Source organism: Pseudomonas sp. WS 5071, from assembly GCF_012985765.1.
Taxonomy (GTDB): Bacteria; Pseudomonadota; Gammaproteobacteria; order Pseudomonadales; family Pseudomonadaceae; genus Aquipseudomonas; species Aquipseudomonas lundensis_A.
The window spans coordinates 23,173-45,259 of sequence record NZ_JAAQWY010000028.1 but is presented as its reverse complement, the minus strand read 5'-3'; the positions used below and the strand labels follow the sequence as shown (position 1 = coordinate 45,259).

Annotated in this window: 16 protein-coding genes and 1 tRNA gene; 10 read left to right on the top strand and 7 right to left on the bottom strand. The window is 58.6% G+C overall.

What is annotated here, in order from left to right; genetic code table 11:
* Window positions 1-26 precede the first annotated feature (26 nt).
* Entirely contained in the window at window positions 27-950 is a 924-nt protein-coding gene (gene punR / locus HBN61_RS17100) for a DNA-binding transcriptional activator PunR (protein WP_094993548.1), read from the top strand.
* On the opposite strand, the gene HBN61_RS17095 is transcribed toward punR, so the two are convergent.
* From HBN61_RS17095 to HBN61_RS17080, 4 genes are all read right to left on the bottom strand, one after another.
* Window positions 944-1,552, bottom strand: coding sequence for a LysE family translocator (locus tag HBN61_RS17095; RefSeq protein ID WP_170047310.1), 609 nt, complete (start codon window positions 1,550-1,552; stop codon window positions 944-946). The two genes, punR and HBN61_RS17095, sit on opposite strands and share 7 nt — an antisense overlap.
* Window positions 1,553-1,780: 228 nt before the next feature.
* Window positions 1,781-2,326, bottom strand: a complete 546-nt coding sequence (locus HBN61_RS17090; RefSeq protein ID WP_170047308.1) for a DUF4174 domain-containing protein — start codon at window positions 2,324-2,326, stop codon at window positions 1,781-1,783.
* Window positions 2,327-2,523: 197 nt separating this feature from the next.
* Window positions 2,524-3,099, bottom strand: coding sequence for a DedA family protein (locus HBN61_RS17085; RefSeq protein WP_094993545.1), 576 nt, complete (start codon window positions 3,097-3,099; stop codon window positions 2,524-2,526).
* Between the two features lie 40 nt (window positions 3,100-3,139).
* The gene (locus HBN61_RS17080; RefSeq protein WP_094993544.1) at window positions 3,140-4,186 is read right to left on the bottom strand and encodes a DMT family transporter; all 1,047 of its coding nucleotides are present in this window, start codon (window positions 4,184-4,186) and stop codon (window positions 3,140-3,142) included.
* Between the two features lie 290 nt (window positions 4,187-4,476).
* Here HBN61_RS17080 and HBN61_RS17075 point away from each other — a divergent pair.
* The 4 genes from HBN61_RS17075 (at window position 4,477) to HBN61_RS17060 (ending at window position 10,764) form a co-directional block, all read left to right on the top strand.
* Window positions 4,477-4,563, top strand: a tRNA-Leu gene (locus HBN61_RS17075).
* Window positions 4,564-4,918: 355 nt separating this feature from the next.
* Entirely contained in the window at window positions 4,919-6,163 is a 1,245-nt protein-coding gene (gene mexE / locus HBN61_RS17070) for a multidrug efflux RND transporter periplasmic adaptor subunit MexE (protein ID WP_094993543.1), read from the top strand.
* Between the two features lie 15 nt (window positions 6,164-6,178).
* Window positions 6,179-9,358, top strand: a complete 3,180-nt coding sequence (locus HBN61_RS17065; protein WP_170047306.1) for an efflux RND transporter permease subunit — start codon at window positions 6,179-6,181, stop codon at window positions 9,356-9,358.
* On the top strand, window positions 9,355-10,764 hold the full coding sequence (locus tag HBN61_RS17060; protein ID WP_170047304.1) for an efflux transporter outer membrane subunit: 1,410 nt from the start codon (window positions 9,355-9,357) through the stop codon (window positions 10,762-10,764). The genes HBN61_RS17065 and HBN61_RS17060 overlap by 4 nt, the downstream gene beginning before the upstream one ends.
* 92 nt (window positions 10,765-10,856) lie before the next feature.
* Here HBN61_RS17060 and HBN61_RS17055 read toward each other — a convergent pair whose 3' ends face one another.
* A complete protein-coding gene (locus HBN61_RS17055; protein ID WP_094993540.1) occupies window positions 10,857-11,981 on the bottom strand; it encodes a sugar diacid recognition domain-containing protein in 1,125 nt (374 codons plus the stop codon).
* A gap of 158 nt (window positions 11,982-12,139) precedes the next feature.
* Between HBN61_RS17055 and HBN61_RS17050 the strand changes: the two genes are divergently transcribed.
* From HBN61_RS17050 to rarD (HBN61_RS17040), 3 genes are all read left to right on the top strand, one after another.
* Entirely contained in the window at window positions 12,140-13,453 is a 1,314-nt protein-coding gene (locus HBN61_RS17050; RefSeq protein WP_170047302.1) for an MFS transporter, read from the top strand.
* Window positions 13,454-13,592: 139 nt separating this feature from the next.
* The gene (gene rarD, locus HBN61_RS17045; protein ID WP_094993538.1) at window positions 13,593-14,477 is read left to right on the top strand and encodes an EamA family transporter RarD; all 885 of its coding nucleotides are present in this window, start codon (window positions 13,593-13,595) and stop codon (window positions 14,475-14,477) included.
* Window positions 14,478-14,751: 274 nt separating this feature from the next.
* Window positions 14,752-15,636 carry an EamA family transporter RarD gene (rarD, locus tag HBN61_RS17040; protein ID WP_094993537.1) on the top strand — a complete coding sequence of 295 codons (885 nt, stop codon included), beginning with the start codon at window positions 14,752-14,754 and terminating at the stop codon, window positions 15,634-15,636.
* Here rarD (HBN61_RS17040) and HBN61_RS17035 read toward each other — a convergent pair.
* A complete protein-coding gene (locus tag HBN61_RS17035; RefSeq protein ID WP_169962886.1) occupies window positions 15,633-16,928 on the bottom strand; it encodes an ATP-binding protein in 1,296 nt (431 codons plus the stop codon). The two genes, rarD (HBN61_RS17040) and HBN61_RS17035, sit on opposite strands and share 4 nt — an antisense overlap.
* 4 nt (window positions 16,929-16,932) lie before the next feature.
* A complete protein-coding gene (locus HBN61_RS17030) occupies window positions 16,933-17,634 on the bottom strand; it encodes a response regulator (protein ID WP_094993535.1) in 702 nt (233 codons plus the stop codon).
* A 177-nt stretch (window positions 17,635-17,811) separates the two neighbouring features.
* Between HBN61_RS17030 and HBN61_RS17025 the strand changes: the two genes are divergently transcribed.
* Together HBN61_RS17025 and HBN61_RS17020 are read left to right on the top strand one after the other, a co-directional pair.
* Entirely contained in the window at window positions 17,812-18,966 is a 1,155-nt protein-coding gene (locus HBN61_RS17025; protein WP_094993534.1) for an efflux RND transporter periplasmic adaptor subunit, read from the top strand.
* Between the two features lie 2 nt (window positions 18,967-18,968).
* Window positions 18,969-22,067 (top strand): multidrug efflux RND transporter permease subunit, encoded by a 3,099-nt coding sequence (locus tag HBN61_RS17020; RefSeq protein WP_170047300.1) that lies wholly within the window; start codon window positions 18,969-18,971, stop codon window positions 22,065-22,067.
* Window positions 22,068-22,087 lie beyond the last annotated feature (20 nt).

The following is a 22,087-nucleotide window of genomic DNA, read 5'->3' as shown; positions in this document are numbered from 1 at the left end:
GCATCAATTAATTTGAAGGCAGCGCTGTGTGGTCTGAATACTCTCTGGATGTCATCGATGCCGTGGCCCGACATGGCAGCTTCAGCGGCGCGGCTCAGGAACTGCATCGCGTGCCCTCTGCCGTGAGCTATACCGTGCGCCAATTGGAAGTGTGGCTGGCGGTGCCATTGTTTGTGCGTCGCCATCGCGATGTAGAACTGACCGCCGCCGGGCAGCTGTTCGTGAAGGAAGCCCGCGATGTGATGAAAAAAATGCTGGGCACCCGGCGCTTGTGCCAGCAGGTGGCCAATGGCTGGAGCGGTCAGTTACGCGTCGCTGTGGACTCCATCACCAAACAGCCGCGCTGCCAACAGATGGTTCTCGACTTTTACCGCCACTTCCCCGATGTGGAATTAATCGTCCACTACGAGGTGTACAACGGTGTGTGGGATGCATTGGTGGACGGTCGAACCGACCTGGTGATTGGCGCTACCCGCGCCATACCGGTCGCGGGTAGCTTTGCCTTCCGCGACATGGGGCTGTTGCACTGGATCTGCGTGGCAAGCCCGGATCACCCGCTGACGGCGTTCGAAGGGTTGTTGAGTGACGAGCAGCTACGGCCCTATCCATCCTTGTGCATGGACGACACATCGCGCAGCTTGCCCAAACGTGACACCTGGACGCTCGACAACCAGCGGCGGATGATGGTCCCGGACTGGCCATCGGCCTTGGCCTGCTTGAGTGAGGGCCTGTGTGTCGGCATGGTGCCTGCCCATCTCGCTCGCCCGCTCATTGAGCAAGGGCGGCTGGTGGCCTTGCACTTGCAACGGCCCTTCCCTGCCAGCCCGTCCTGTATTGCCTGGGTCCAGAACAATCACTCGCCCGCCATGAGCTGGCTACTGGACTACCTGGGGGATACCGACACGCTGAGTCAGGAATGGCTCAACGACGCTGAAGAACAGGATCAGTGATCAAACACAATCGGATACAACGACAGCACCAGCAACAGCGCCATGCTGAGGTTAAACACCATGAGCCATCTGGGTTGGCTCAGTACCGAACGTAATGCGCTACCAAAGCCGGCCCACACGCAGACGCTGGGTAAATTGATGATGGCAAACACCAGTGCAATCACAAAGACGTTGGTGATGTAGCCCTGCGAGGGTGTGTACGTAGTGATCGCGCCCACCGCCATGACCCACGCTTTTGGATTGACCCACTGAAAAGCGGCTGCGCCCCAAAACCCCAGTGGTTTGCCGTGCGCGGTGTGTGTGCAGGATATCGGCCCGGAACTCGCGACTTTCCAGGCCAGATACAACAAGTAGGCCGCGCCGAGGTAACGCAATACGGTGTACGCCATGGGCACAGCCTTAAAGACGCCTCCCAACCCAAGCCCCACTGCCACGACTAAAAACATGAAACCGAAGCTGATACCCAGCGCATGAGGAAGGGTGCGACGAAAACCGAAGTTGACCCCGGAGGCCAACAGCATGGTGTTATTGGGGCCAGGCGTGATGGACGAAACAAAAGCAAACAACGTGAAAGCAGAGATCAACTCGAGGGAAAGCGGCATGAAGACGTCCGGCTGGCAAGGGAGAGATGAATGACACCCTAGCGGATCGCTTGCTGCGCCTTGCGCTACAGCTGAGCTGTATTTTTACCGAACACTTTGCGGGTCTTTACTGTTTTGAATACATGCATTTCACATGGTATTCACATTCCGGGGTCTAGATTGAACTCACTCCTTTAGTGAATCCCTCTTGGCCCGCTTCCCCCAGCGGGCCTTTTTTTGGCCGTGACTTCAGTCTTCCAGCGGTTTGGCAGGTTTAGCGGGTTTAACGTGCTTGCCGGACTTGTCAGGCTTGCCCTGAGTGCCAGGCGTGACCGACGTTTCAGGCTCCGTTTGGGCTTGCAACGTTTTTTCGGCAGGCGGCAAGGCATCGACGGTTTTAAACAGCGTTTCGAGGTCCGCGTCACCTTCAGACTTGAACTTGACCTCGCCGTCCTTACCGATCAGAAACACTTTGGCCTTATCAATGATCATGCCCGGTTTGAGTCCCCGGATCAGCGACATGGTTGACTGCGGCTCAAGGTCTTTGCCGTCACGCTTCCCGGTGATGCCAACAATGGTGTACAGCACCATGTTGCGCTCATCGAAAGCCTTTTTTTGAGCCGGGTCTTCGAGGGATTTTTTCAGGGTCGATAAGGTGGGGTCAGCCTCTGTGCGCGCCACAATCACCAGTGGTCTTGCCTTTGCGCGGTCCTGTTCGAGGGGGTTGGGGACTTCAACGGCGTGCGCCATTCCCGTGACCAGCACACTGGCGAGGATCATTGAGCGTATCAACATGCGGACCTCCTTTCTTGTCATCGGACCGGCGCGCAAAGGTCGTGAACACGGCATGAAAACCTCGGCTCAGAGCCGCTAAACAAGAGTCTAGGCCAAGCGGTTCATCACGCAACCGGGTTGCCGGACTTTGCCTTTCAAGCGTGATTTTTGCAACCGCACACCCTCCATGGGCGCTACAGGCTGCGCACCCAGCCTGGCTAAATGGTTTTGCGCGTTGAGCTGAAATGGCGGATCAGTCCCACGACCAGCACCAGGACGACCACCCCCAGGGCAATCGGCAAGCGATAAGGTTTTAAATCCCCTAACAGATGCTGCAGGAACTCTCCCGACCAATACCCTGCGCTGGCAAACAGCGTGGCCCACACCACCGCGCCTAACAGGTTGATGCACGCAAACTTGACGGGGGACACCTTACTCGCGCCAATCACCATCGGCCCCACCAGGCGCATGCCGTAAAGAAAGCGCACTGCAAAAATCGACACGGTCGGGTGGCGATTGATCAACGCCGTGACCTTGTCGATAGCGGCCTGTTGTTTATGCAAGCGCGGTAACAGGCGCTCACCAAAATAGCGTCCCGCCCAGAACAACAACTGATCACCCAGCATGCCCGCCAGGCTGGCATAGCCGATGACCGGAAGCAGTTTGAGGACATGCTGGTGAGCTGCCATGCCGCCCAGAATCAGGATGGTTTCGCCTTCCAGCAGGCAGCCGATAAAGATGGCCCAGTAACCGTAGGTGGCCAGTAGGTAATTGACATCGACGTGTTCAAACATGCGCGCTCGTGTGCTCCGTTATAGGCCGGGGACTTCAGGGTCAGTGCCGGTGCCTGTGATGAATATCCGGGAAGTGAGGATGAAAGTGGCGTACAGGCACATGGACATGTGCATGGGTATGGGGTTCCTGAGCCGGGTCATCTGCTTCGTGAGTGTGTTGATGGTGCTCATCATGGTGATGTCGATGGGTATGCTCCAGGCGCGCATGCTGGTGCTCATGTGCATGCACCTCAGTCAAGTGCAACCACACACCCAGCCCCATGAAGGCCGCCGCGACCCAAAACAGCCACGAGACCGATTCGCCCAGTATCACGATTGAAATCACAGCCCCCAAAAAAGGTGCCGTGGAAAAATACGCCCCCGTTCGCGCCGCCCCCAGACCGCGCAAGGCCAGTACGAACAGCACCAGACTCACGCCATAACCCAAAAAACCAATCAATAACGTCGGAGACAGCACCTGCGCCGAGGGCCATTGGGCACCCAGCGATGTAGCAATTGCGCAGTTCACCAACCCGGCACACAACCCCTTTGCCCCGGCAATGTAGAGCGCGTCAGACGCCGACACTTTACGCGTAAGGTTGTTGTCCACGGCCCAGCACAAACAGGCAAACGCCACTGCAAGCGGCCCCAGCCACGAACCCGTGTCGTTTGCACCCTGCCCTGACGGCAAGGACAGCACCACACCCCCCGCAATGATGGCCAGCATTCCCGCTACAATCCGGCGATCAGCATTTTCCTTAAACACCACCCACGCCAGCAGCGCGGTCAGTACGGGCTCCAGGTTCAGCATGAGCGAGGCCGTGGCTCCGGAGGTCAGCGTCAACCCGAACATGAGCGCCACAGGGCCCAATACGCCCCCAAAGGCAATTGCACCCGCCAACCATGGCCATTCACCTGCGCTCAGACCGGAACGCTTCCACCCGCGATCCCGCATGCAGCGCACCAACAACAGGCCCGCCCCGCTCCCCAAATACAGCAACCCTGCCAGCAGCACGGGCGACACGTCGGCCCCCAGCAGCTTGGCCAGCGGCGTACTGGCGCCGAACAGGGCTGCCGCAATGAGCGCGTAGAGGACACTTGAATTCATTTCACCCACTTCTGTCTCGGACCTACACACACCCTAGCCTAGCCCTCCCAAAAAACTTACATATAAGCCTGATACTTTCTTCCAACGATTTGGATAACCCCCTTCGAGTAAACTCCCCGAGGCCATAGGCTTCTGATTTTTCGAGGGTTTTATTAAGCCCCTCGATAAAAAATGTGCCCTCTCAAACTTGCGTCATCGCATAAGCCTCTATATATTCGTCCACCTGTCACACAGGCTGGGGGACTGAGATTCAGTAAAACCAGCCGGTTTGATCGCTACATAGCGCTACCGCCCGAATGGCGAAATTGGTAGACGCATGGGACTTAAAATCCCCCGTTCGAAAGGACGTGCCGGTTCGATTCCGGCTTCGGGCACCAAACATATCAAGGGCTTGCATGAGATTCTTCATGCAGGCCCTTTGTTTTTTTGTTCCGCAAAAAATCAAGCCGCTGCGCAATTCCGGTGCTACCGCCATCCTGCCGAACACCTACAAACCCATTAGTCCGCTTCATCTGGAACACGGTCTGGCCTTGTGCGCACCTGATTATCGGGCGCCATCCGACCCGCAAGTCTTTGTGATTGATAGTCCCCTAACGAAAAGCACAGGCTAGAGGGCTTCGCTCGGGTTTATATCATTCCGGATGATAATGACCTTCGCTGGGTTCGATTCGTGCGCCAGCACCCGCGCCAGCATTATCCGCCCCATCTCAACAGATTGGCGGACTCCCCCTCATGGAACAGTCACTTAAACATTTGCGCTTCCCACTGGCCGCTTTGGCCATCGTGGTGATGAGTGCATGCGGCAAAACTCCACAAGCGACTGCTCCGGCGCCTGCTGCAAAAGTCAGTGTGGCCAAAGTGCTTGAGCAGCCTGTGAATGAATGGGACGAGTTCACCGGTCGGCTGGAAGCGCCGGAAACGGTGGAAATTCGCCCTCGCGTGTCCGGGCAGATTGATCAGGTCGCTTTCACCGAAGGTGCGTTGGTGAAGAAAGGCGACCTGTTGTTCCAGATCGACCCGCGCCCGTTTCAGGCGCAAGTACGCCGCCTTGAGGCACAGGTCCAACAAGCCCGCGCCAATGCCACCCGCAGCGAAAACGAAGCCCAGCGCGGCGAGCGCCTGCGCCAGAGCAATGCCATTTCGGCCGAGCTGGCCGACTCGCGCAGCACCGCTTCGCAGCAAGCACGCGCCGCCGTCGCGGCCGTTCAGGCCGAGCTGGATCTGGCCAAGCTGAACCTGAGTTTTACCCGCGTCACCTCCCCGATAAGCGGGCGTGTGAGCCGCGCGGAAATTACAGCGGGCAACATCGTGACGGCGGATGTCACACCGCTGACCAGCGTGGTTTCAACCGACAAGGTGTATGCCTACTTTGATGCCGATGAACGTGTGTTTCTCAAGTACACCCAACTGGCCCGTGAAGGCCAACGTGGCCAGACCACACCGGTGTACCTGGGCCTGTCCAATGAAGACGGCAACCCGCACCTGGGGCAAATGAACTTCGTCGATAACCAGGTCAACCCCAAAACCGGCACCATCCGTGGCCGCGCGGTGTTCGATAACGCCGACGGCAGCTTCACCCCGGGCCTGTATGCACGCCTCAAACTGGTAGGCAGCGGGACGTATTCGGCTGTGCTGATCAACGACGAAGCCGTCGGCACCGACCTGGGCAAAAAGTTCGTGCTGGTCCTCGATGGCGACAACAAGTCGATCTACCGCGCCGTTGAGCTGGGGCCGAAGATCGAAGGGTTGCGCATTGTGCGTAATGGTTTGCACAAGGACGACACCATCATCGTCAAAGGCTTGCAGCGGGTGCGTCCTGGCTCGCCGGTCACCCCTGAAGTGATCCCGATGGCGACCGAACAAACCCTCGCTGCACTGGCGCTCCAACGACAAGCCCTGGAAGCCAGCAACCTGCCACAGGTCAAGCCCGCCAACAGCGCGCCGAAGCTGGCTGGCGTCGCGACTCCTCGTGGTTAAGGGACGATAACTCCGATGAATTTTTCTCAATTTTTCATTCAGCGGCCGATTTTCGCCGCTGTGCTTTCCCTGCTGATCCTGATTGCGGGCGGCATTTCGCTGTTCCAGTTACCGATCAGTGAATACCCGGAAGTGGTGCCACCCACCGTCGTGGTGCGCGCCAACTTTCCCGGTGCCAACCCCAAAGTGATCGGTGAAACCGTGGCCGCGCCGCTGGAACAAGCCATCACGGGCGTTGAAAACATGTTGTACATGTCTTCACAGTCCACGGCCGACGGCAAGATCACACTGACGATCACTTTCGCCCTGGGCACTGACCTGGACAACGCACAGGTGCAGGTGCAAAACCGCGTGACCCGCACCCAGCCCAAATTGCCCGAAGAAGTAACCCGCATCGGTATTACGGTCGACAAAGCATCGCCCGACCTGACGATGGTGGTGCACTTGACCTCGCCGGATCAGCGCTACGACATGCTGTACCTGTCCAACTACGCCATCCTTAACATCAAGGATGAGCTGGCGCGCCTGAACGGCATTGGCGATGTACAAATGTTCGGCATGGGCGACTACTCGTTGCGCGTGTGGCTGGACCCGAACAAAACCGCGTCACGCAACCTGACTGCAACCGATGTGGTGAATGCCATTCGCGAGCAGAACCGTCAGGTCGCAGCCGGTGCGCTTGGCGCGCCCCCTGCCCCGAATGCCACCAGTTTCCAGCTTTCAGTCAACACTCAGGGACGCTTGGTGACTGAAGAAGAATTCCAGAACATCATCATTCGCGCCGGCGATGATGGCCAGATCACACGCCTGAAAGACATTGCGCGGGTTGAGCTGGGCTCCAGTCAATATGCGTTGCGTTCGCTGCTCAACAACCAGCCCGCGGTGGCGCTGCCGATCTTCCAGCGGCCGGGCTCCAATGCCATTGATATCTCGAACGACGTGCGGGCGAAAATGGCCGAACTCAAGCAGAGTTTCCCTGAAGGCATGGACTTCGACATCGTCTACGACCCGACCATTTTCGTTCGCGGTTCTATCGAGGCGGTGGTTCACACCTTGTTCGAAGCCCTGATCCTTGTGGTGCTGGTGGTTATCCTGTTCCTGCAAACCTGGCGAGCCTCTATCATCCCGCTGGTGGCCGTGCCTGTGTCGTTGATCGGTACATTTGCCGTGATGCACATGTTCGGGTTCTCACTTAACGCCTTGTCGCTGTTCGGGCTGGTGTTGGCCATCGGGATTGTGGTCGATGATGCCATCGTGGTGGTGGAAAACGTCGAGCGAAACATCGAGCTGGGGCTTAATCCGGTCGATGCTACCAAGCGCGCCATGCGCGAAGTGACCGGGCCGATCATTGCCACGGCGCTGGTGCTGTGCGCCGTGTTTGTACCGGCTGCGTTCATCTCCGGCCTGACCGGACAGTTCTATAAGCAATTCGCCTTGACCATTGCCATTTCCACGGTGATCTCGGCGTTCAACTCGCTGACACTGTCTCCGGCGCTGGCCGCCGTGTTGCTCAAAGGCCATCACGCGCCCAAAGACCGTTTTACCCGCTTGCTGGATCGCCTGTTCGGGGGCTGGCTGTTTGGCCCGTTCAACCGTTTCTTCGTCAAAGCCAGTAATGGCTATGTGGGGGCGGTCCGCCGGATCATCCGTGGCAGCGGTATCGCGATGTTGCTGTATGCAGGTTTGATGGTGCTGACCTGGGTTGGTTTTGCGCATACACCGACCGGTTTCGTCCCCCCGCAAGATAAACAGTACCTGGTGGCTTTCGCGCAACTGCCGGATGCCGCGAGCCTGGATCGTACCGAAGCGGTGATCAAACGCATGTCCGAAATTGCTCTCAAGCAACCGGGCGTGGCGAACTCAGTGGCATTCCCGGGCCTGTCGATCAACGGGTTCACCAACAGCCCCAACAGCGGCATCGTGTTCACCCCGCTCAAACCTTTTGACGAGCGTAAGGACCCGAGCCAGTCGGCAGCAGCTATTGCCGCAGCCTTGAATGCGCAATTTGCAGACATTCAGGATGCCTACATCGCGATCTTCCCGCCGCCGCCAGTACAAGGGCTGGGCACCATTGGCGGTTTCCGCCTGCAAGTCGAAGACCGCAGCAACCTGGGTTACGACGAACTGTACAAAGAAGTGCAGAACATCATTACCAAGAGCCACAACGTGCCGGAGCTGGCGGGGTTGTTCACCAGTTATCAAGTCAACGTGCCGCAAGTGGATGCAGCGATCGACCGCGAAAAAGCCAAGACGCACGGTGTGGCCATCAGTGACATCTTTGACACGCTGCAGGTCTATCTGGGTTCGCTGTATGCCAACGATTTCAACCGCTTCGGCCGTACCTATCAGGTCAACGTGCAGGCTGAACAGCAGTTCCGCCTGGAACCTGAGCAGATCGGCCAACTGAAAGTGCGCAATAACAAGGGCGAAATGATCCCGCTGGCGACCTTTATCAAGGTCAGCGACACCGCCGGCCCCGACCGGGTCATGCACTACAACGGCTTTGTCACGGCCGAGATTAACGGCGCAGCAGCGCCGGGCTACAGCTCGGGTCAAGCCGAGACTGCGATTGAAAAACTGCTCAAAGAAGAATTGCCCAATGGCATGACCTATGAGTGGACCGAACTGACGTATCAGCAAATTCTGTCAGGCAATACCGCACTGTTTGTGTTCCCGCTCTGCGTGCTGCTGGCGTTTCTGGTGCTGGCCGCGCAATACGAGAGCTGGAGCCTGCCGCTGGCGGTGATCCTGATCGTGCCGATGACCCTGCTGTCCGCGATTACCGGGGTGATTCTGTCGGGGGGTGACAACAACATTTTCACCCAGATCGGCTTGATCGTATTGGTCGGACTGGCGTGCAAGAACGCGATTCTGATTGTCGAGTTTGCCAAGGATAAACAGGAAGAAGGCCTCGACCCGCTGGCTGCGGTGCTGGAAGCCTGCCGTCTGCGTTTGCGGCCGATTCTGATGACCTCGTTCGCGTTCATCATGGGCGTGGTGCCTTTGGTGCTGTCGAGCGGCGCAGGGGCGGAAATGCGCCATGCCATGGGCGTCGCGGTGTTCTCCGGGATGCTGGGCGTGACCTTCTTCGGTTTGCTGCTGACCCCGGTGTTCTACGTCCTGATCCGTCGCTACGTGGAGCGCAGTCAAGCGCGCAAAGCCGCCAGGCACATGACGTTGGAGTCGCAACCATGAACGTGAACGTATTCTTGCCGAGCCTGTTGGTACTCGCGTTGAGCGCGTGCGCCGTCGGCCCGGATTATCAAACGCCGAAGACCGAGCCGGCTCAGATCAGCGCCGATAACCTCAAAGGTTTTGACCGTGCCCATTTCGAAGCAATCTGGTGGCAACAGTTCGACGACCCGACCCTCAACCGGTTGGTGACGCGGTCGCTGGCAGGCAACCGTGAGCTGCGCGTCGCGTTTGCCCGGCTGCGGGCTGCCCGGGCGATCCGCGATGACGTCAGCAACGACGCCATGCCAACCATCACCAGCCGCGCCAGCAGCGAGCTGGGCAAAGGGCAGATTCCGGGGCAGACCGAAAAGCGCGTCAACAGTGAGCGGTACGATCTTGGGCTGGACATGGCGTGGGAACTCGACCTGTTTGGCCGTATCCAGCGTCAACTGGAAGCCAGCGATGCGGACGAACAGGCCGCCGCAGCGGATTTGTATCAGTTGCAAGTGACCCTGATTGCGGAATTGGTGGACGCCTACGGCGAACTGCGCGGCGCGCAACTGCGTGAGCACATTGCGCTGGCCAACCTGAAAAACCAGCAGGAATCCAAAGCCATCACTGAAAGTCTGCGTGATGCGGGTGTCGGTGATGAGCTGGACGTCATGCGCGCTGACGCACGTCTGGCGGCCGTTGAAGCCAGTGTGCCGCAGTTGCAGGCGCAGCAGGTACGTGAACGCAATCGGATTGCCACCTTGTTGGGCGAGCGTCCGGAGCAACTGAGCGTCGATTTGAGCCCGGCCAAACTGCCCGCGATTGCCAAGGCCCTGAACATTGGCAACCCTGGCGACCTGCTACAGCGACGCCCGGACATCCTCAGTGCGGAACGCAAACTGGCGGCCGCAACCGCCCGGATCGGCGTGGCCAAGGCAGATCTGTTCCCGCGGGTCAGCCTCAGCGGGTTCCTTGGGTTTACCGCTGGGCGAGGCTCGCAGATCGGCTCAGCAGCCGCCAATGCCTGGGCTCTGGGCCCGAGCATTACCTGGCCTGCCTTTGATTTGGGCAGTGTGCGAGCACGTTTACGTGGCGCGGATGCCGAAGCCGATGGCGCACTGGCCCGTTACGAACAACAGGTGTTGTTGGCGCTTGAAGAGTCGCAAAACGCGTTCAGTGATTACGGCAAACGTCAGCAACGCCTGGTGTCGCTGATACGTCAGAGTGAGTCGAGCCGCACCGCAGCCGATCTGGCGGCGATTCGCTATCGCGAAGGCACGGTGGACTTCCTGGTGTTACTCGATGCCCAGCGTGAACGGCTCGCAACAGAAGACAGTCAGGCACAGGCCGAGGTTGAGTTGTATCGCGGCGTGGTGGCGATCTACAAAGCGCTGGGCGGCGGCTGGCACGTTGAAACGGTGGCCAGCGCGCACTGATGTGCACCTGATTTAACGGCTCCTTTGGTTGGTCGCATCCAACCGTTTAGCCCCGCGTTCATTCGGTCGCGGGGCTTTTTTTGGCCTGCAGTTCAGGCGGTTGGCCGTGCCTGTACAAGGGGCGTGTGGGGCAGCAGTTGGACCCCAAGGTATAACGCCAGCATCCCGTTCAGGCTCAGGGGGTCAACCCCGCTCAGCTCGGCAATCCGTTCCATCCGGTACCGCAGGCTATTGCGATGGATGCCCAGCGCATCGGCGCACGCCTGACTTTGGCCGTCATGCTCGCACCAACTGCGCAAGGTTGCGATCAGTTGGCCATTGCTGTCCTTGGCGACCACTTTGTGCAGTGGATTGAGCAGTTCTTCCAGCGCATCGTCATTGCGATGCCGCCACAGCATCACCGGCAAGCGGTAGCGGTCAAGACTCAGTAAACGCGTGTCCGGCAACACATCACGGCCATAGGCCAGCAAATCCCCCACGCGTCGATAACAACGGCGCAGTCCTTTGAGTGCATCCGCCTGCCCGCCTGCGGCGATGCGCAACACGTTCCAGCCGTGGCCGTCGAGCCGTTCCAGTAGCCGCGTGTCGTCCAGTGTGGTGGTTGACGGGCGGCACCACAGCAGCGAGGCATCGGCCGGGCACACGCACCAACTGTCCGGGTAGCGTGATTGCAGCCACACGCTCAGGGCCTCGGCACTCTGGCCCTTGCCCAGTTCAAACAAATAAGGAATGCGCGATAGCTGCGGCTTGAGCCCCAGTTGTTGGGCTTCGTCGATCAGGCGCGGTGAGTCGCCGCTTTCACTCAACAATATGGCCACCAGGTCGTCGCAACGTTGACGACGCCATTGCTGTTCGGCCTGTTGATGGCGTTGGCCCACCAGCATTTCGGCCGTCATGCGCACCAGTTCGGCGTAGGTGCGCAGCAATTCAGGTTCACCGGTCAGCCCCAGCACGCCGATCAGGCGCTGATCGAGCAGCAATGGCAAATTGATTCCCGGCTGCACGCCTTTCAGGCATTTGGCGGTTTGCGCATCGATTTCCACTACCCGTCCGTTGGCCAGCACCAATTGCGCGCCTTCATGGCGGGTATTGATACGCTCGGGCTCGCCGCTGCCGAGGATCAACCCCTGGCTGTCCATCACATTAACGTTGTACGGCAAGATGGCCATCGCGCGATCCACGATGTCCTGCGCCAAATCATGATCGAGTTCGAACATAGGGTGACAATCCTTGGAAACATTTGTTCGTGCGCACAGCCTCAGCAGAAAAACACTGTGCAGCAGCACAAAGACAGCAACGTTTGGGTGACCGAGACTCACGCAGCGACCAACGTTAACCTCGGATCGCGAAAAAACATAATAAAGAGAGACATGAGATGTCACAGAGCGCCCCCGCTTCGCTGACCGGCGATGACGATAAAAACGCCATCTACAAGCGCATCACCCTGCGTTTGATCCCCTTCATTTTTATCTGCTACCTGTTCAATTACCTCGACCGGGTAAACGTTGGCTTTGCCAAATTACAGATGCTTGATGCGCTGAAATTCAGCGAAACGGTCTACGGCTTGGGTGCCGGGATTTTCTTCATTGGCTACGTCTTGTGCGGGGTTCCCAGCAACCTGGCATTGACCCGATTCGGGCCTCGGCGCTGGATCGCCGTGATGATGATCACCTGGGGCGTGCTGTCCACCTGCCTGATGTTCGTCACCACCCCGACCCAGTTCTATACCCTGCGCCTGTTCACCGGCGCCGCCGAAGCGGGTTTCTTCCCAGGGGTTGTGCTCTACCTCTCACAATGGTTCCCCACGTTCCGTCGTGGCCGCATCATGGCGCTGTTCATGTCTGCAATCCCGGTCTCCGGCTTGATCGGCGGTCCCTTCTCGGGCTGGATTCTTAGCCATTTCGCCGCAGGCCAGGGCGGACTTGCCGGATGGCAGTGGATGTTCCTGCTGCAAGGTATTCCCACCGTTGTGTTGGGTGCGCTGGCGATCTTCCTGCTCAGCGACAGTTTTGCCAATGCCAAGTGGCTAACGGCTCACGAGCGCGCCGTGCTCGACGCTGACCACCGCCTGGACACCGTCAACAAACCCGCCACCACTTCTGATTCGCTGCTTGCCGTGTTTAAAAACCCGGCCATCTGGGCGTTTGGCCTGATCTATTTCTGCATCCAGAGTGGCGTGTATGCGATCAACTTTTGGCTGCCGTCGATCATCAAAAACCTGGGGTTCAGCGACACGCTGGTGATTGGCTGGTTGAGTGCGATTCCTTACTTGCTGGCTGCTGTGTTCATGTTGCTGGTGGGGCGCTCGGCTGACTTGCGCAAAGAGCGTCGCTGGCATTTGGTCGTGCCAATGTTGATGGGGGCGCTGGGCTTGGTGATTGCTGTCAACTTCGCCACGCAACCGGCCATCGCCATCTTGGGGCTGACAATCGCGACCATGGGCGCCCTGACCGGCTTGCCCATGTTTTGGCCGGTGCCCACTGCCATGCTCAGTGCAGGCGCGGCCGCTGGCGGCCTGGCCTTGATCAACTCCATGGGTCAAATGGCGGGGTTCCTGAGCCCGTATCTGGTGGGTTTTGTCAAAGACGCCACCGGCTCGACCGATGCTGCGCTGTACCTGTTGGCGGCGGTGATTGTGGGCGGCAGTGTGCTGGCCTTGCGCATGACCCGCGGCATGCGTCACGCCTGACGCCATCGGTTTTGCTGCGCAGGGGGCGTTTTGCGGGCCTCTGCGCAGGCAATCGGCTCAGCAAGATTTGCCCTACAGCCTTTGGAGCCTCAAGCTACGCGTCTCTAATAATCAAAATGCGCGTTTCAACGAGGCTGTTGTGTCTAAAGGTATTGTTTTATCGGTTCTGGCATCGAGCCTGTTCGGTGTCATGTATTACTACACATCCCTGCTCTACCCTTTGAGTGGCGCCGAAATTTTCGGCTGGCGGATGCTCCTCACCTTGCCCTGCATGACCCTGTTCATGTGTTTTTCGGGGGATTGGCGGCTGGTGCCGACGATCTTCTCCCGCCTGCAGCAAACCCCCCGGCTGTGGATTGCCCTGTTTGCCTCCAGTGCGCTGGTGGGCCTGCAACTGTGGCTGTTTCTGTGGGCGCCCCTCAACGGCCACAGCCTGGACGTGTCACTGGGGTACTTTTTGTTGCCCCTGACCATGATTCTCACGGGCCGCGTGGTGTATGGCGAACACCTTTCCCATCTGCAAAAAATTGCTGCCGCGCTGGCGATACTCGGGGTCGCCAACGAGGTGTACCGGGTCGGCGGTTTTTCCTGGACCACCCTCGTAGTGGCCATCGGTTACCCGCTGTATTTTGTGCTGCGCAAACGGGTCGGGACCGACAATCTGGGCGGCCTGTGGATCGACATGCTGCTGCTCATGCCCGCGGCGTTCTTGTTTGTGCAAACAGGCGAACACGGCTTCGATGTGGCCAGCCAACGTGCGGCACTGTACACGTTGATCCCGGTACTGGGCCTCATCAGCGCTCTGGCCTTGATCAGTTACATCATGGCCAGCCGCATGCTTGCCTTCAGCCTGTTCGGTCTGCTCAGTTACGTTGAGCCGGTGCTGCTGGTGTGCGTGGCGTTGTTGCTGGGTGAAAGTATCAGCGCCGGGCAATGGCTGACCTATTTACCGATCTGGCTGGCGGTGCTGGTGTTGATGTTTGAAGGGTTCAAGCATTTGTTGCGTCAGCAAAAATCCGTGTAAAGGCAATGCAATGGGCTGGTTTCACAGCCCATTGCCACCCTCGAGGTAGATGAAGCCGCTGCAAGGACTACCGTTTATCATTTTTTTCAGCGCGTGCGAACGAACGTTTTAAACGGTTTTGGCCCAGTATTTGCTTGCTCGTTTCACGTATCACCTTCCGGACTAGCTTTTTAAGCCAACTGATTGGTTTAAAACATATTTGCCAATGGTGTTCCACAGCCTCAAGCTATGTGCCCACTCATACGAGTAACGCTGTAGATCCATTGAGGTTGTTGTGTCCAAAGGTATTGTTTTATCGATTCTGGCTTCCTGTTTATTTGGCGTCCTGTACTACTTCACATCCCTTCTGCGACCGCTGGACGGTCAAGAAATTTTCGGTTGGCGAATCCTAATATCGCTGCCCTTCATGACACTCTTTCTCTGCCTTTACGGCGAATGGAAGTGGGTTGCGCTCATCTTTCAGCGCTTGCGCGCCCGGCCTGCATTGATCCCCTGCGTCATGTTGACCAGTTTTCTGGTGGCGGTACAACTGTGGATGTTTATGTGGGGGCCTTTGAACGGTCATGGGCTCGATGTTTCATTGGGTTACTTCCTGCTGCCACTGACGATGATTCTCACGGGGCGCATCGTCTATGGTGAGCACCTGTCGCATCTGCAAAAGATCGCGACGGCGCTCGCGGTGCTGGGTGTGGCCAATGAACTGTACCGCACGGGCGGTTTCTCCTGGACCACGTTGGTGGTCGCCTTGGGTTACCCGATGTACTTTGTACTGCGCAAAAAAATCGGTATCGATAACCTCGGCGGCTTATGGCTGGACATGCTGCTGATGGTGCCCGTGGCGCTGTGGTTTGTGTTGGCAGGCGAGCATGTCGACCTTCAGGCGCAACGCTCAACGCTCTACGTACTGGTGCCGATGATGGGCATCATCAGTGCCGCTGCAGGTTTCGCTTACATCTTGGCAAGCCGCTTGCTGCCGTTCAGCCTGTTCGGATTGCTCAGCTATGTCGAGCCTGTGTTGTTGGTGGCCGTCGCCCTGCTATTGGGCGACAGCCTGGAGGAAGGTCAATGGCTGACCTATGGCCCGATCTGGCTGGCGGTGGGTGTGCTGGTACTCGAAGGTCTCAAACATGTGAGCCGGCAACGCCGCTATCTGAGCTAAACCGGTAGCCACAACCGGAAGCGCGCTCCGCCCAGGGGGGAAGGCTCAATACTGAGCGTTCCACCTTGTGCTTCGAGGGCGCGCCGGCTGATCGCCAAGCCCAGACCAAAGCCCCCCGTGGCGCGGTCGCGGCTGCGGTCCAGGCGATAGAAAGGTTCAAACACGCGTTCGCGGTCCGCTTCCGGGATGCCGATGCCGTCATCGTCGACCCACAATTCACAGCCGTGTGCAGTGACATTCACCCCCACCTGAATGCGCCGATCGCAGTAGCGCATGGCGTTACGCAGCAAGTTTTGTAACGCGCGCGCGGTGAGTCTCGGGTCCAGCGCAAAGCGCTCCTGCGAGCCGTGCAGCAGCACGTCCAGCACGATGTCGGGGGTTTCCAGCTCTTCGTCGAAACTGCCCAGAATACTGTCGACAAATTCATCCAGCGACACCTCCACGCGCTCCGGCACCAGCGCCGGGTTTTGCAAGCGGCTAAAAGACAGCAACTCCAGCACCAATTCATCCAGTTCGCGGATATGCCCGACCAACACCTGCAACCGCTCGCGGCTGGCTGGCGGCAAGTCGTCGCATAACACCAGCGCCAAACCGAAATCAAGCCGCGTCAGGGGTGTGCGCAGTTCGTGGGAGACCGCATTGAGCAGGTCGCGTTGCTGGTTGAGCAGGCTTTCGATGTCTTGGGCCATGGTGTCAAACGCACTGGCCAGCCCGTGAACGTTCGACCGTGGCGAGATCTGCGTGCGCTCGCTCAATTGCCCCTGACCAATCAACGCCGCTGTGCGCTTGAGACGCTCCAGGTCGCGCCAGTGAGGACGCAGCCACAGCAATAAACACCCGAGCAATGCCGCGCCGATCAGTACGTTAATGCTCCAGTACAGGACGTTCATGTCGAAGGGATCGGGGGGCATCACCAATTCAATAGCCTGTTGCTTGTCCAGCGGTGACACCACCAGCGTGCGCCAGCCCCATTCGCCAATGCGCAACACGCCCTGCCCTTGCTGTAACTGGCGCTGTTCATCGGCATCGAATTTCGGGTCATTGACTGACAGCAGATTGACCCGCAACGGCGAGAACTGGCTGTCCAGCTCCCGGGCCAGCGCGGGCCATTGTTCGGCGGGTAATTGATGAAATTGTTTGACCAGCAGGGTTTGCATGCCGCGGGACATGTCGATGTTGTAATTCATGAACCGATCATGAAAGACCGTAACGATCAACTCGGGTACCAGGTAGATGGCTGCCCCGAATGTGACCATGGTTACCAGATATAGCCTTAGCAGGACCTTGAACATGGTTTCAGCATTCCCACTCGGAACGGCTGAAGAGGTAGCCTTTGCCCCACACGGTTTTGATCTTGCGCGCTTCCCCCGCGCAGTCATCGAATTTGCGCCGCAACTTGGAAATCGCCACGTCCACCGAGCGGTCTGTGCCGTTGAATTCAATGCCACGTAAACGCTGGAGGATTTGATCGCGGCTGAGCACTTCACCGGCATGCCGGGCCAGGACCACCAACAGGTTGTATTCACCGCTGGACAGCTCAATGTCTTGCCCGCGCCACGTGACGTTGCGTTCTGACAGGTCAATGCACAAGTTGCCGATGACGATCCGGTCATTGGCCACCTGCGGCTCGATCAGGCTGCTGCGGCGCAGTAACGTCCTCACGCGCGCCAGTAATACCCGCGGCTCGCAAGGTTTTGTCACATAATCGTCGGCGCCCATCTCTAGCCCCAGCACCTGATCATGACTATCGTCGCGGGCCGTCAACATCAGGATCGGCAGGCTGGCCGAGTCAGCACGCAACAAGCGGCACACTTGCAGGCCATCAAGGCCCGGCAACATCAGGTCAAGAATCACCAAGTCCGGCGGGTTGCTTTTAGCCCGGTCACGCACCAGGTCGCCACGGGCAATCACGCTGACCTCGTAGCCATTGCGCTCCAGGTAACTGGCAATCAGCTCCGAGAGCGCGGCGTCATCTTCGACCAGCAAAATAGTGGGCATAATAAATGCTTACAACTCGGGGAAAGCCAAAGGATATACAACCTCACACGGATAGGAGCATTACCTTCACACTTTTTCACACACCGCCTACACAGCTTCACAACGCCTCTTGCGTGCTGCCCTTAGCATGCGCAAGCACTTACAGAACTATCCTGCATTTATAAGAAGGCTCGCTCATTGAAAAAGCTCTTTGCCCCGCTCTGCCTTTCAGCGCTGGCACTGGCCCTCGCGGGGTGTGGCAAGAACCCCGACGCTGAAGAAAAAACGCCCCTGGTCAAGGTGCGAACCGAAGTCATCGCCACCGCGCCGCTGTCGATCAATAACGAATTGAGCGGACGCATCGTTGCCCCGCGCGTGGCCGAAGTGCGCGCCCGCGTGGCTGGCGTGGTGCTCAAGCGGGTGTACGAAGAAGGCAGCGAGGTCAAACAGGGGGACGTGTTGTTCCTGATTGATCCTGCGCCTTTCAAGGCCGATCTGGACAGTGCGCTGGCCGCCCTGCGCAAATCCGAAGCGCAGGCTTTGCAAGCCAGGTTGCAGAGTGAGCGTTACGCTGCGCTGATCGAAAGCAACGCCATCAGCGGTCAGGAATACGACAACGCCCGCGCCCAAGCGCAGCAGGCACACGCCGATGTCGCAGGCAATAAGGCCGCGGTGCAGCGTGCCCGCTTGAACCTGGGTTATGCCACGGTCACCGCGCCGATTTCCGGACGCATCGGCCGCGCACTGGTCACTGAAGGCGCTTTGGTCGGTCAGGGCGAAGTCACGCCGTTGGCACGGATTCAACAACTCAATCCTGTGCACGTAGATCTGACCCAGTCCACCCGCGATCTGGACAACCTGCGCGAATCCTTCCGCGCTGGCGAATTGCAAAAGGTCGGCAACGAGCAGGCCCGCGTCACCCTTGTCCGTGATAACGGCAGCCTGTACCCGTTGCCCGGCAAACTGCTGTTCACCGACGTTAACGTAGACCCGAGTACGGGCCAGGTGATTCTGCGCAGCGAGTTTCCCAACCCGGATAACGACCTGCTACCCGGCAGTTTTGTGCGCGTGCGTCTGGAACAGGCTTTTAACAAGCAAGGCATCAGCGTGCCGCAGCGCGCTATTTTGCGTGACAGCGCCGGGGTGGCTCAGGTGTTGTTGGTTGAAGCGGACAATCGCATCAAGCAGCAGCCGGTGCAGCTGGGCAATGCCCAACAGGATCGCTGGATCGTCAATGCCGGCCTGAAAGCTGGCGACCGCATTGTCATCGAAGGCCTGCAACATGCCCGCCCGGGCGAACAGGTGCAGATCGATGACCCCGCTCTTCCCCTCGTACACTCCACGGATCGGTGAGCATGCCGCAGTTCTTTATCGATCGGCCCATCTTTGCGTGGGTCGTCGCGTTGTTCATTGTGCTGGCGGGGGCTTTGGCCATTCCGCAATTGCCGGTCGCCAAATACCCAAACGTCGCACCGCCCAAGGTTGAGGTCTATGCGGTCTACCCCGGCGCTTCGGCCCAGACGCTGGACGAAAGTGTGGTCAGCCTGATTGAGCAAGAGCTCAACGGCACGGATGGCCTGATGTATTTTGAGTCTCAGAGCAGCCTGGGCAGCGCCACCATTACCGCCACGTTCAAGCCGGGCATCGATCCGGAAATGGCGCAGGTCGATGTGCAAAACCGCCTCAAGGCCGTCGAGTCACGTTTGCCACAGGCGGTCATGCAACAGGGGTTACAAGTCGAGAAAGTCTCGTCCGGCTTTTTAATGCTGGTAACGCTCACGGCTAATAACAGCCCGCTGGACGAGGTCGCGCTCAGTGACTACCTCGCCCGCAACGTCATGAACGAAATCAAGCGTATAGAAGGCGTGGGCAAGGCCCAGCTCTATGGCGCCGAACGGGCCATGCGCATCTGGATCGATCCGCAAAAGCTGATCGGCTTTCACTTGACCCCTGCTGACGTCAATCAGGCAATTGCCAATCAGAACGCTCAGGTTTCGGCGGGCAGCATCGGTGATTTGCCAGGACGCCCGACGCAGGAAATCACGGCTACGGTGCTGGTTAAAGGCCAGCTCTCGACCCCTGAAGAGTTTGGCGACATTGTGCTGCGCGCCAATCCGGACGGCTCCACGGTGCGCGTGCGCGACGTGGCGCGGGTCGAAATTGGTAGTCAGGAATACCAGTACGGCACACGCCTCAATGGCAAGACTGCCACAGCCTTCAGCGTGCAGTTGGCGCCCGAAGCCAACGCCTTGAGCACTGCGACCCTGATTCGCGCCAAGATGGACGAGTTGAGCCGGTACTTCCCTGCGGGTGTTGAGTACACCATCCCGTACGACACATCGCCGTTCGTCAAAGTCTCGATTACCAAAGTGATGTACACCCTGGTCGAGGCGATGGTGCTGGTGTTTGCCGTGATGTTCCTGTTTTTACAGAACATCCGTTACACCCTGATCCCGACACTGGTGGTCCCGGTCGCGCTGATGGGCACGTTTGCCATGATGCTGGTGCTTGGCTTCTCGATCAACGTACTGACGATGTTCGGTATGGTGCTGGCGATCGGGATTCTGGTGGATGACGCCATTGTGGTGGTGGAAAACGTCGAGCGGATTATGCTAACCGAGGGGCTGTCCCCACGCGAAGCCACACGCAAGGCCATGACCCAGATCAGCGGCGCTATCATCGGTATCACCCTGGTATTGGTGGCCGTGTTTATCCCGATGGCGTTCATGCCGGGCTCGGTGGGGGTGATTTACCAGCAATTCTCGCTGTCGATGGCCACCTCAATCCTGTTCTCGGCTTTTTTGGCCCTGTCGCTGACCCCGGCGTTGTGCGCCACCCTGCTCAAGCCCATTGCCAAAGGCGAGCATCATGCCAAGGGCGGTTTCTTTGGCTGGTTCAACGCGCGGTTTGAGCGGCTGTCCCAAGGCTACGAGCACTGGGTGGTGCATGTGATCAAGCGCAGCGGGCGCTATTTGCTGGTCTACGGCGCACTGCTGGTGATGTTGGTGCTGTGTTTTGCCCGTCTGCCTTCCTCGTTTTTGCCGGTTGAGGATCAGGGCTACACCATTACCGACATCCAGTTGCCGCCGGGGGCGAGCCAGGTGCGCACGATCAAGGTGGCTGAACAGATCGAAGCGCACAACGCCACTGAGCCGGGGGTGGGTAACACCACGATGATTCTGGGCTTCAGCTTCTCCGGTAACGGCCAGAATGCCGCGCTGGCGTTCACGACCATGAAGGATTGGTCCGAGCGCGGCGTAAAAGACTCAGCTTCGGCCATCGCCGACCGCGCCAATGCGGCGTTCAGTGACCTCAAGGATGCCGTGGCATTTGCCATTCTGCCGCCACCAGTGAGCGGGCTGGGGACCTCGAGCGGTTTTGAGTTCCGTCTGCAAGACCGTGGTGGCGTCGGGTATGACGTGCTGATGCAAGCACGCAGCGAGTTACTGGCTTTAGCCGAGAAAAGCCCGGTGCTGACCAATGTGCGTGAAAGCGCACTGGCTGAGAGCCCGCAGGTGCAACTGGAGGTTGACCGTAAGCGCGCGAATGCATTGGGCATTTCCTTTGCCGACATCGGAAACGTGCTCTCTACGGCCGTGGGATCGGCTTACGTCAATGACTTCCCGAATCAGGGCCGCATGCAGCGCGTGGTGGTACAGGCCGAGGGCGATCAGCGCAGTCAGGTTGAAGACCTGCTCAAGATCAATGTGCGCAACAACCTCGACAAGATGGTGCCGTTGTCGGCCTTTGTCGAAGCGCGCTGGATTCAGGGGGCATCGCAGTTGACACGTTACAACGGTTACCCGGCCATCAGCATTTCCGGCGAAGCGGCCGTCGGCCACAGCACTGGCGAAGCGATGATCGAGATCCAGCGTCTGGTTGCACAGCTGCCCGCTGGCATGGGCATGGAATGGACCGGCCTGTCGCTGGAAGAAAAAATCTCCGGAGCACAGGCGCCGATTCTGCTGGGCCTGTCGTTGCTGGTGGTGTTCTTGTGCTTGGCAGCCTTGTACGAGAGTTGGTCGATCCCCACTGCTGTATTGTTGGTGGTGCCTTTGGGCGTATTGGGCGCAGTGCTGGCAGTGACGTTGCGAGGAATGCCCAATGACGTGTTCTTTAAGGTGGGCTTGATCACAATCATTGGCCTGTCGGCCAAGAACGCGATCCTGATCATCGAGTTCGCCAAGACCTTATATGACGAGGGCCATGATCTGGTGGATGCCACTGTGCAGGCGGCGCGCTTGCGTCTGCGTCCGATCGTAATGACTTCACTGGCATTCATTCTCGGCGTCGTGCCGTTGGCCATTGCCACCGGCGCGAGCTCCGCGAGTCAGCAAGCAATTGGTACGGGCGTTATCGGCGGCATGATCGTGGCCACGCTGGCCGTGGTTTTCGTGCCGGTCTTTTTTGTTGTGGTGATGAAACGGGTGAGCAGAAAACCGCGAGCGCATTAAGCATCGTCGGCGCGTGCTAA

What these genes read in the sequence shown, in the direction of transcription:
- HBN61_RS17095 (WP_170047310.1), bottom strand. Translation starts at nt 1,552, where the DNA reads ATGCCGCTTTCCCTCGAGTTGATCTCTGCTTTCACGTTGTTTGCTTTT.
- HBN61_RS17080 (WP_094993544.1), bottom strand. Translation starts at nt 4,186, where the DNA reads ATGAATTCAAGTGTCCTCTACGCGCTCATTGCGGCAGCCCTGTTCGGC.
- HBN61_RS17020 (WP_170047300.1), top strand. Translation starts at nt 18,969, where the DNA reads ATGCCGCAGTTCTTTATCGATCGGCCCATCTTTGCGTGGGTCGTCGCG.
- HBN61_RS17050 (WP_170047302.1), top strand. Translation starts at nt 12,140, where the DNA reads ATGTCACAGAGCGCCCCCGCTTCGCTGACCGGCGATGACGATAAAAAC.
- HBN61_RS17085 (WP_094993545.1), bottom strand. Translation starts at nt 3,099, where the DNA reads ATGTTTGAACACGTCGATGTCAATTACCTACTGGCCACCTACGGTTAC.
- HBN61_RS17060 (WP_170047304.1), top strand. Translation starts at nt 9,355, where the DNA reads ATGAACGTGAACGTATTCTTGCCGAGCCTGTTGGTACTCGCGTTGAGC.
- HBN61_RS17035 (WP_169962886.1), bottom strand. Translation starts at nt 16,928, where the DNA reads ATGTTCAAGGTCCTGCTAAGGCTATATCTGGTAACCATGGTCACATTC.
- mexE (WP_094993543.1), top strand. Translation starts at nt 4,919, where the DNA reads ATGGAACAGTCACTTAAACATTTGCGCTTCCCACTGGCCGCTTTGGCC.
- HBN61_RS17030 (WP_094993535.1), bottom strand. Translation starts at nt 17,634, where the DNA reads ATGCCCACTATTTTGCTGGTCGAAGATGACGCCGCGCTCTCGGAGCTG.
- HBN61_RS17065 (WP_170047306.1), top strand. Translation starts at nt 6,179, where the DNA reads ATGAATTTTTCTCAATTTTTCATTCAGCGGCCGATTTTCGCCGCTGTG.
- HBN61_RS17090 (WP_170047308.1), bottom strand. Translation starts at nt 2,326, where the DNA reads ATGTTGATACGCTCAATGATCCTCGCCAGTGTGCTGGTCACGGGAATG.
- HBN61_RS17055 (WP_094993540.1), bottom strand. Translation starts at nt 11,981, where the DNA reads ATGTTCGAACTCGATCATGATTTGGCGCAGGACATCGTGGATCGCGCG.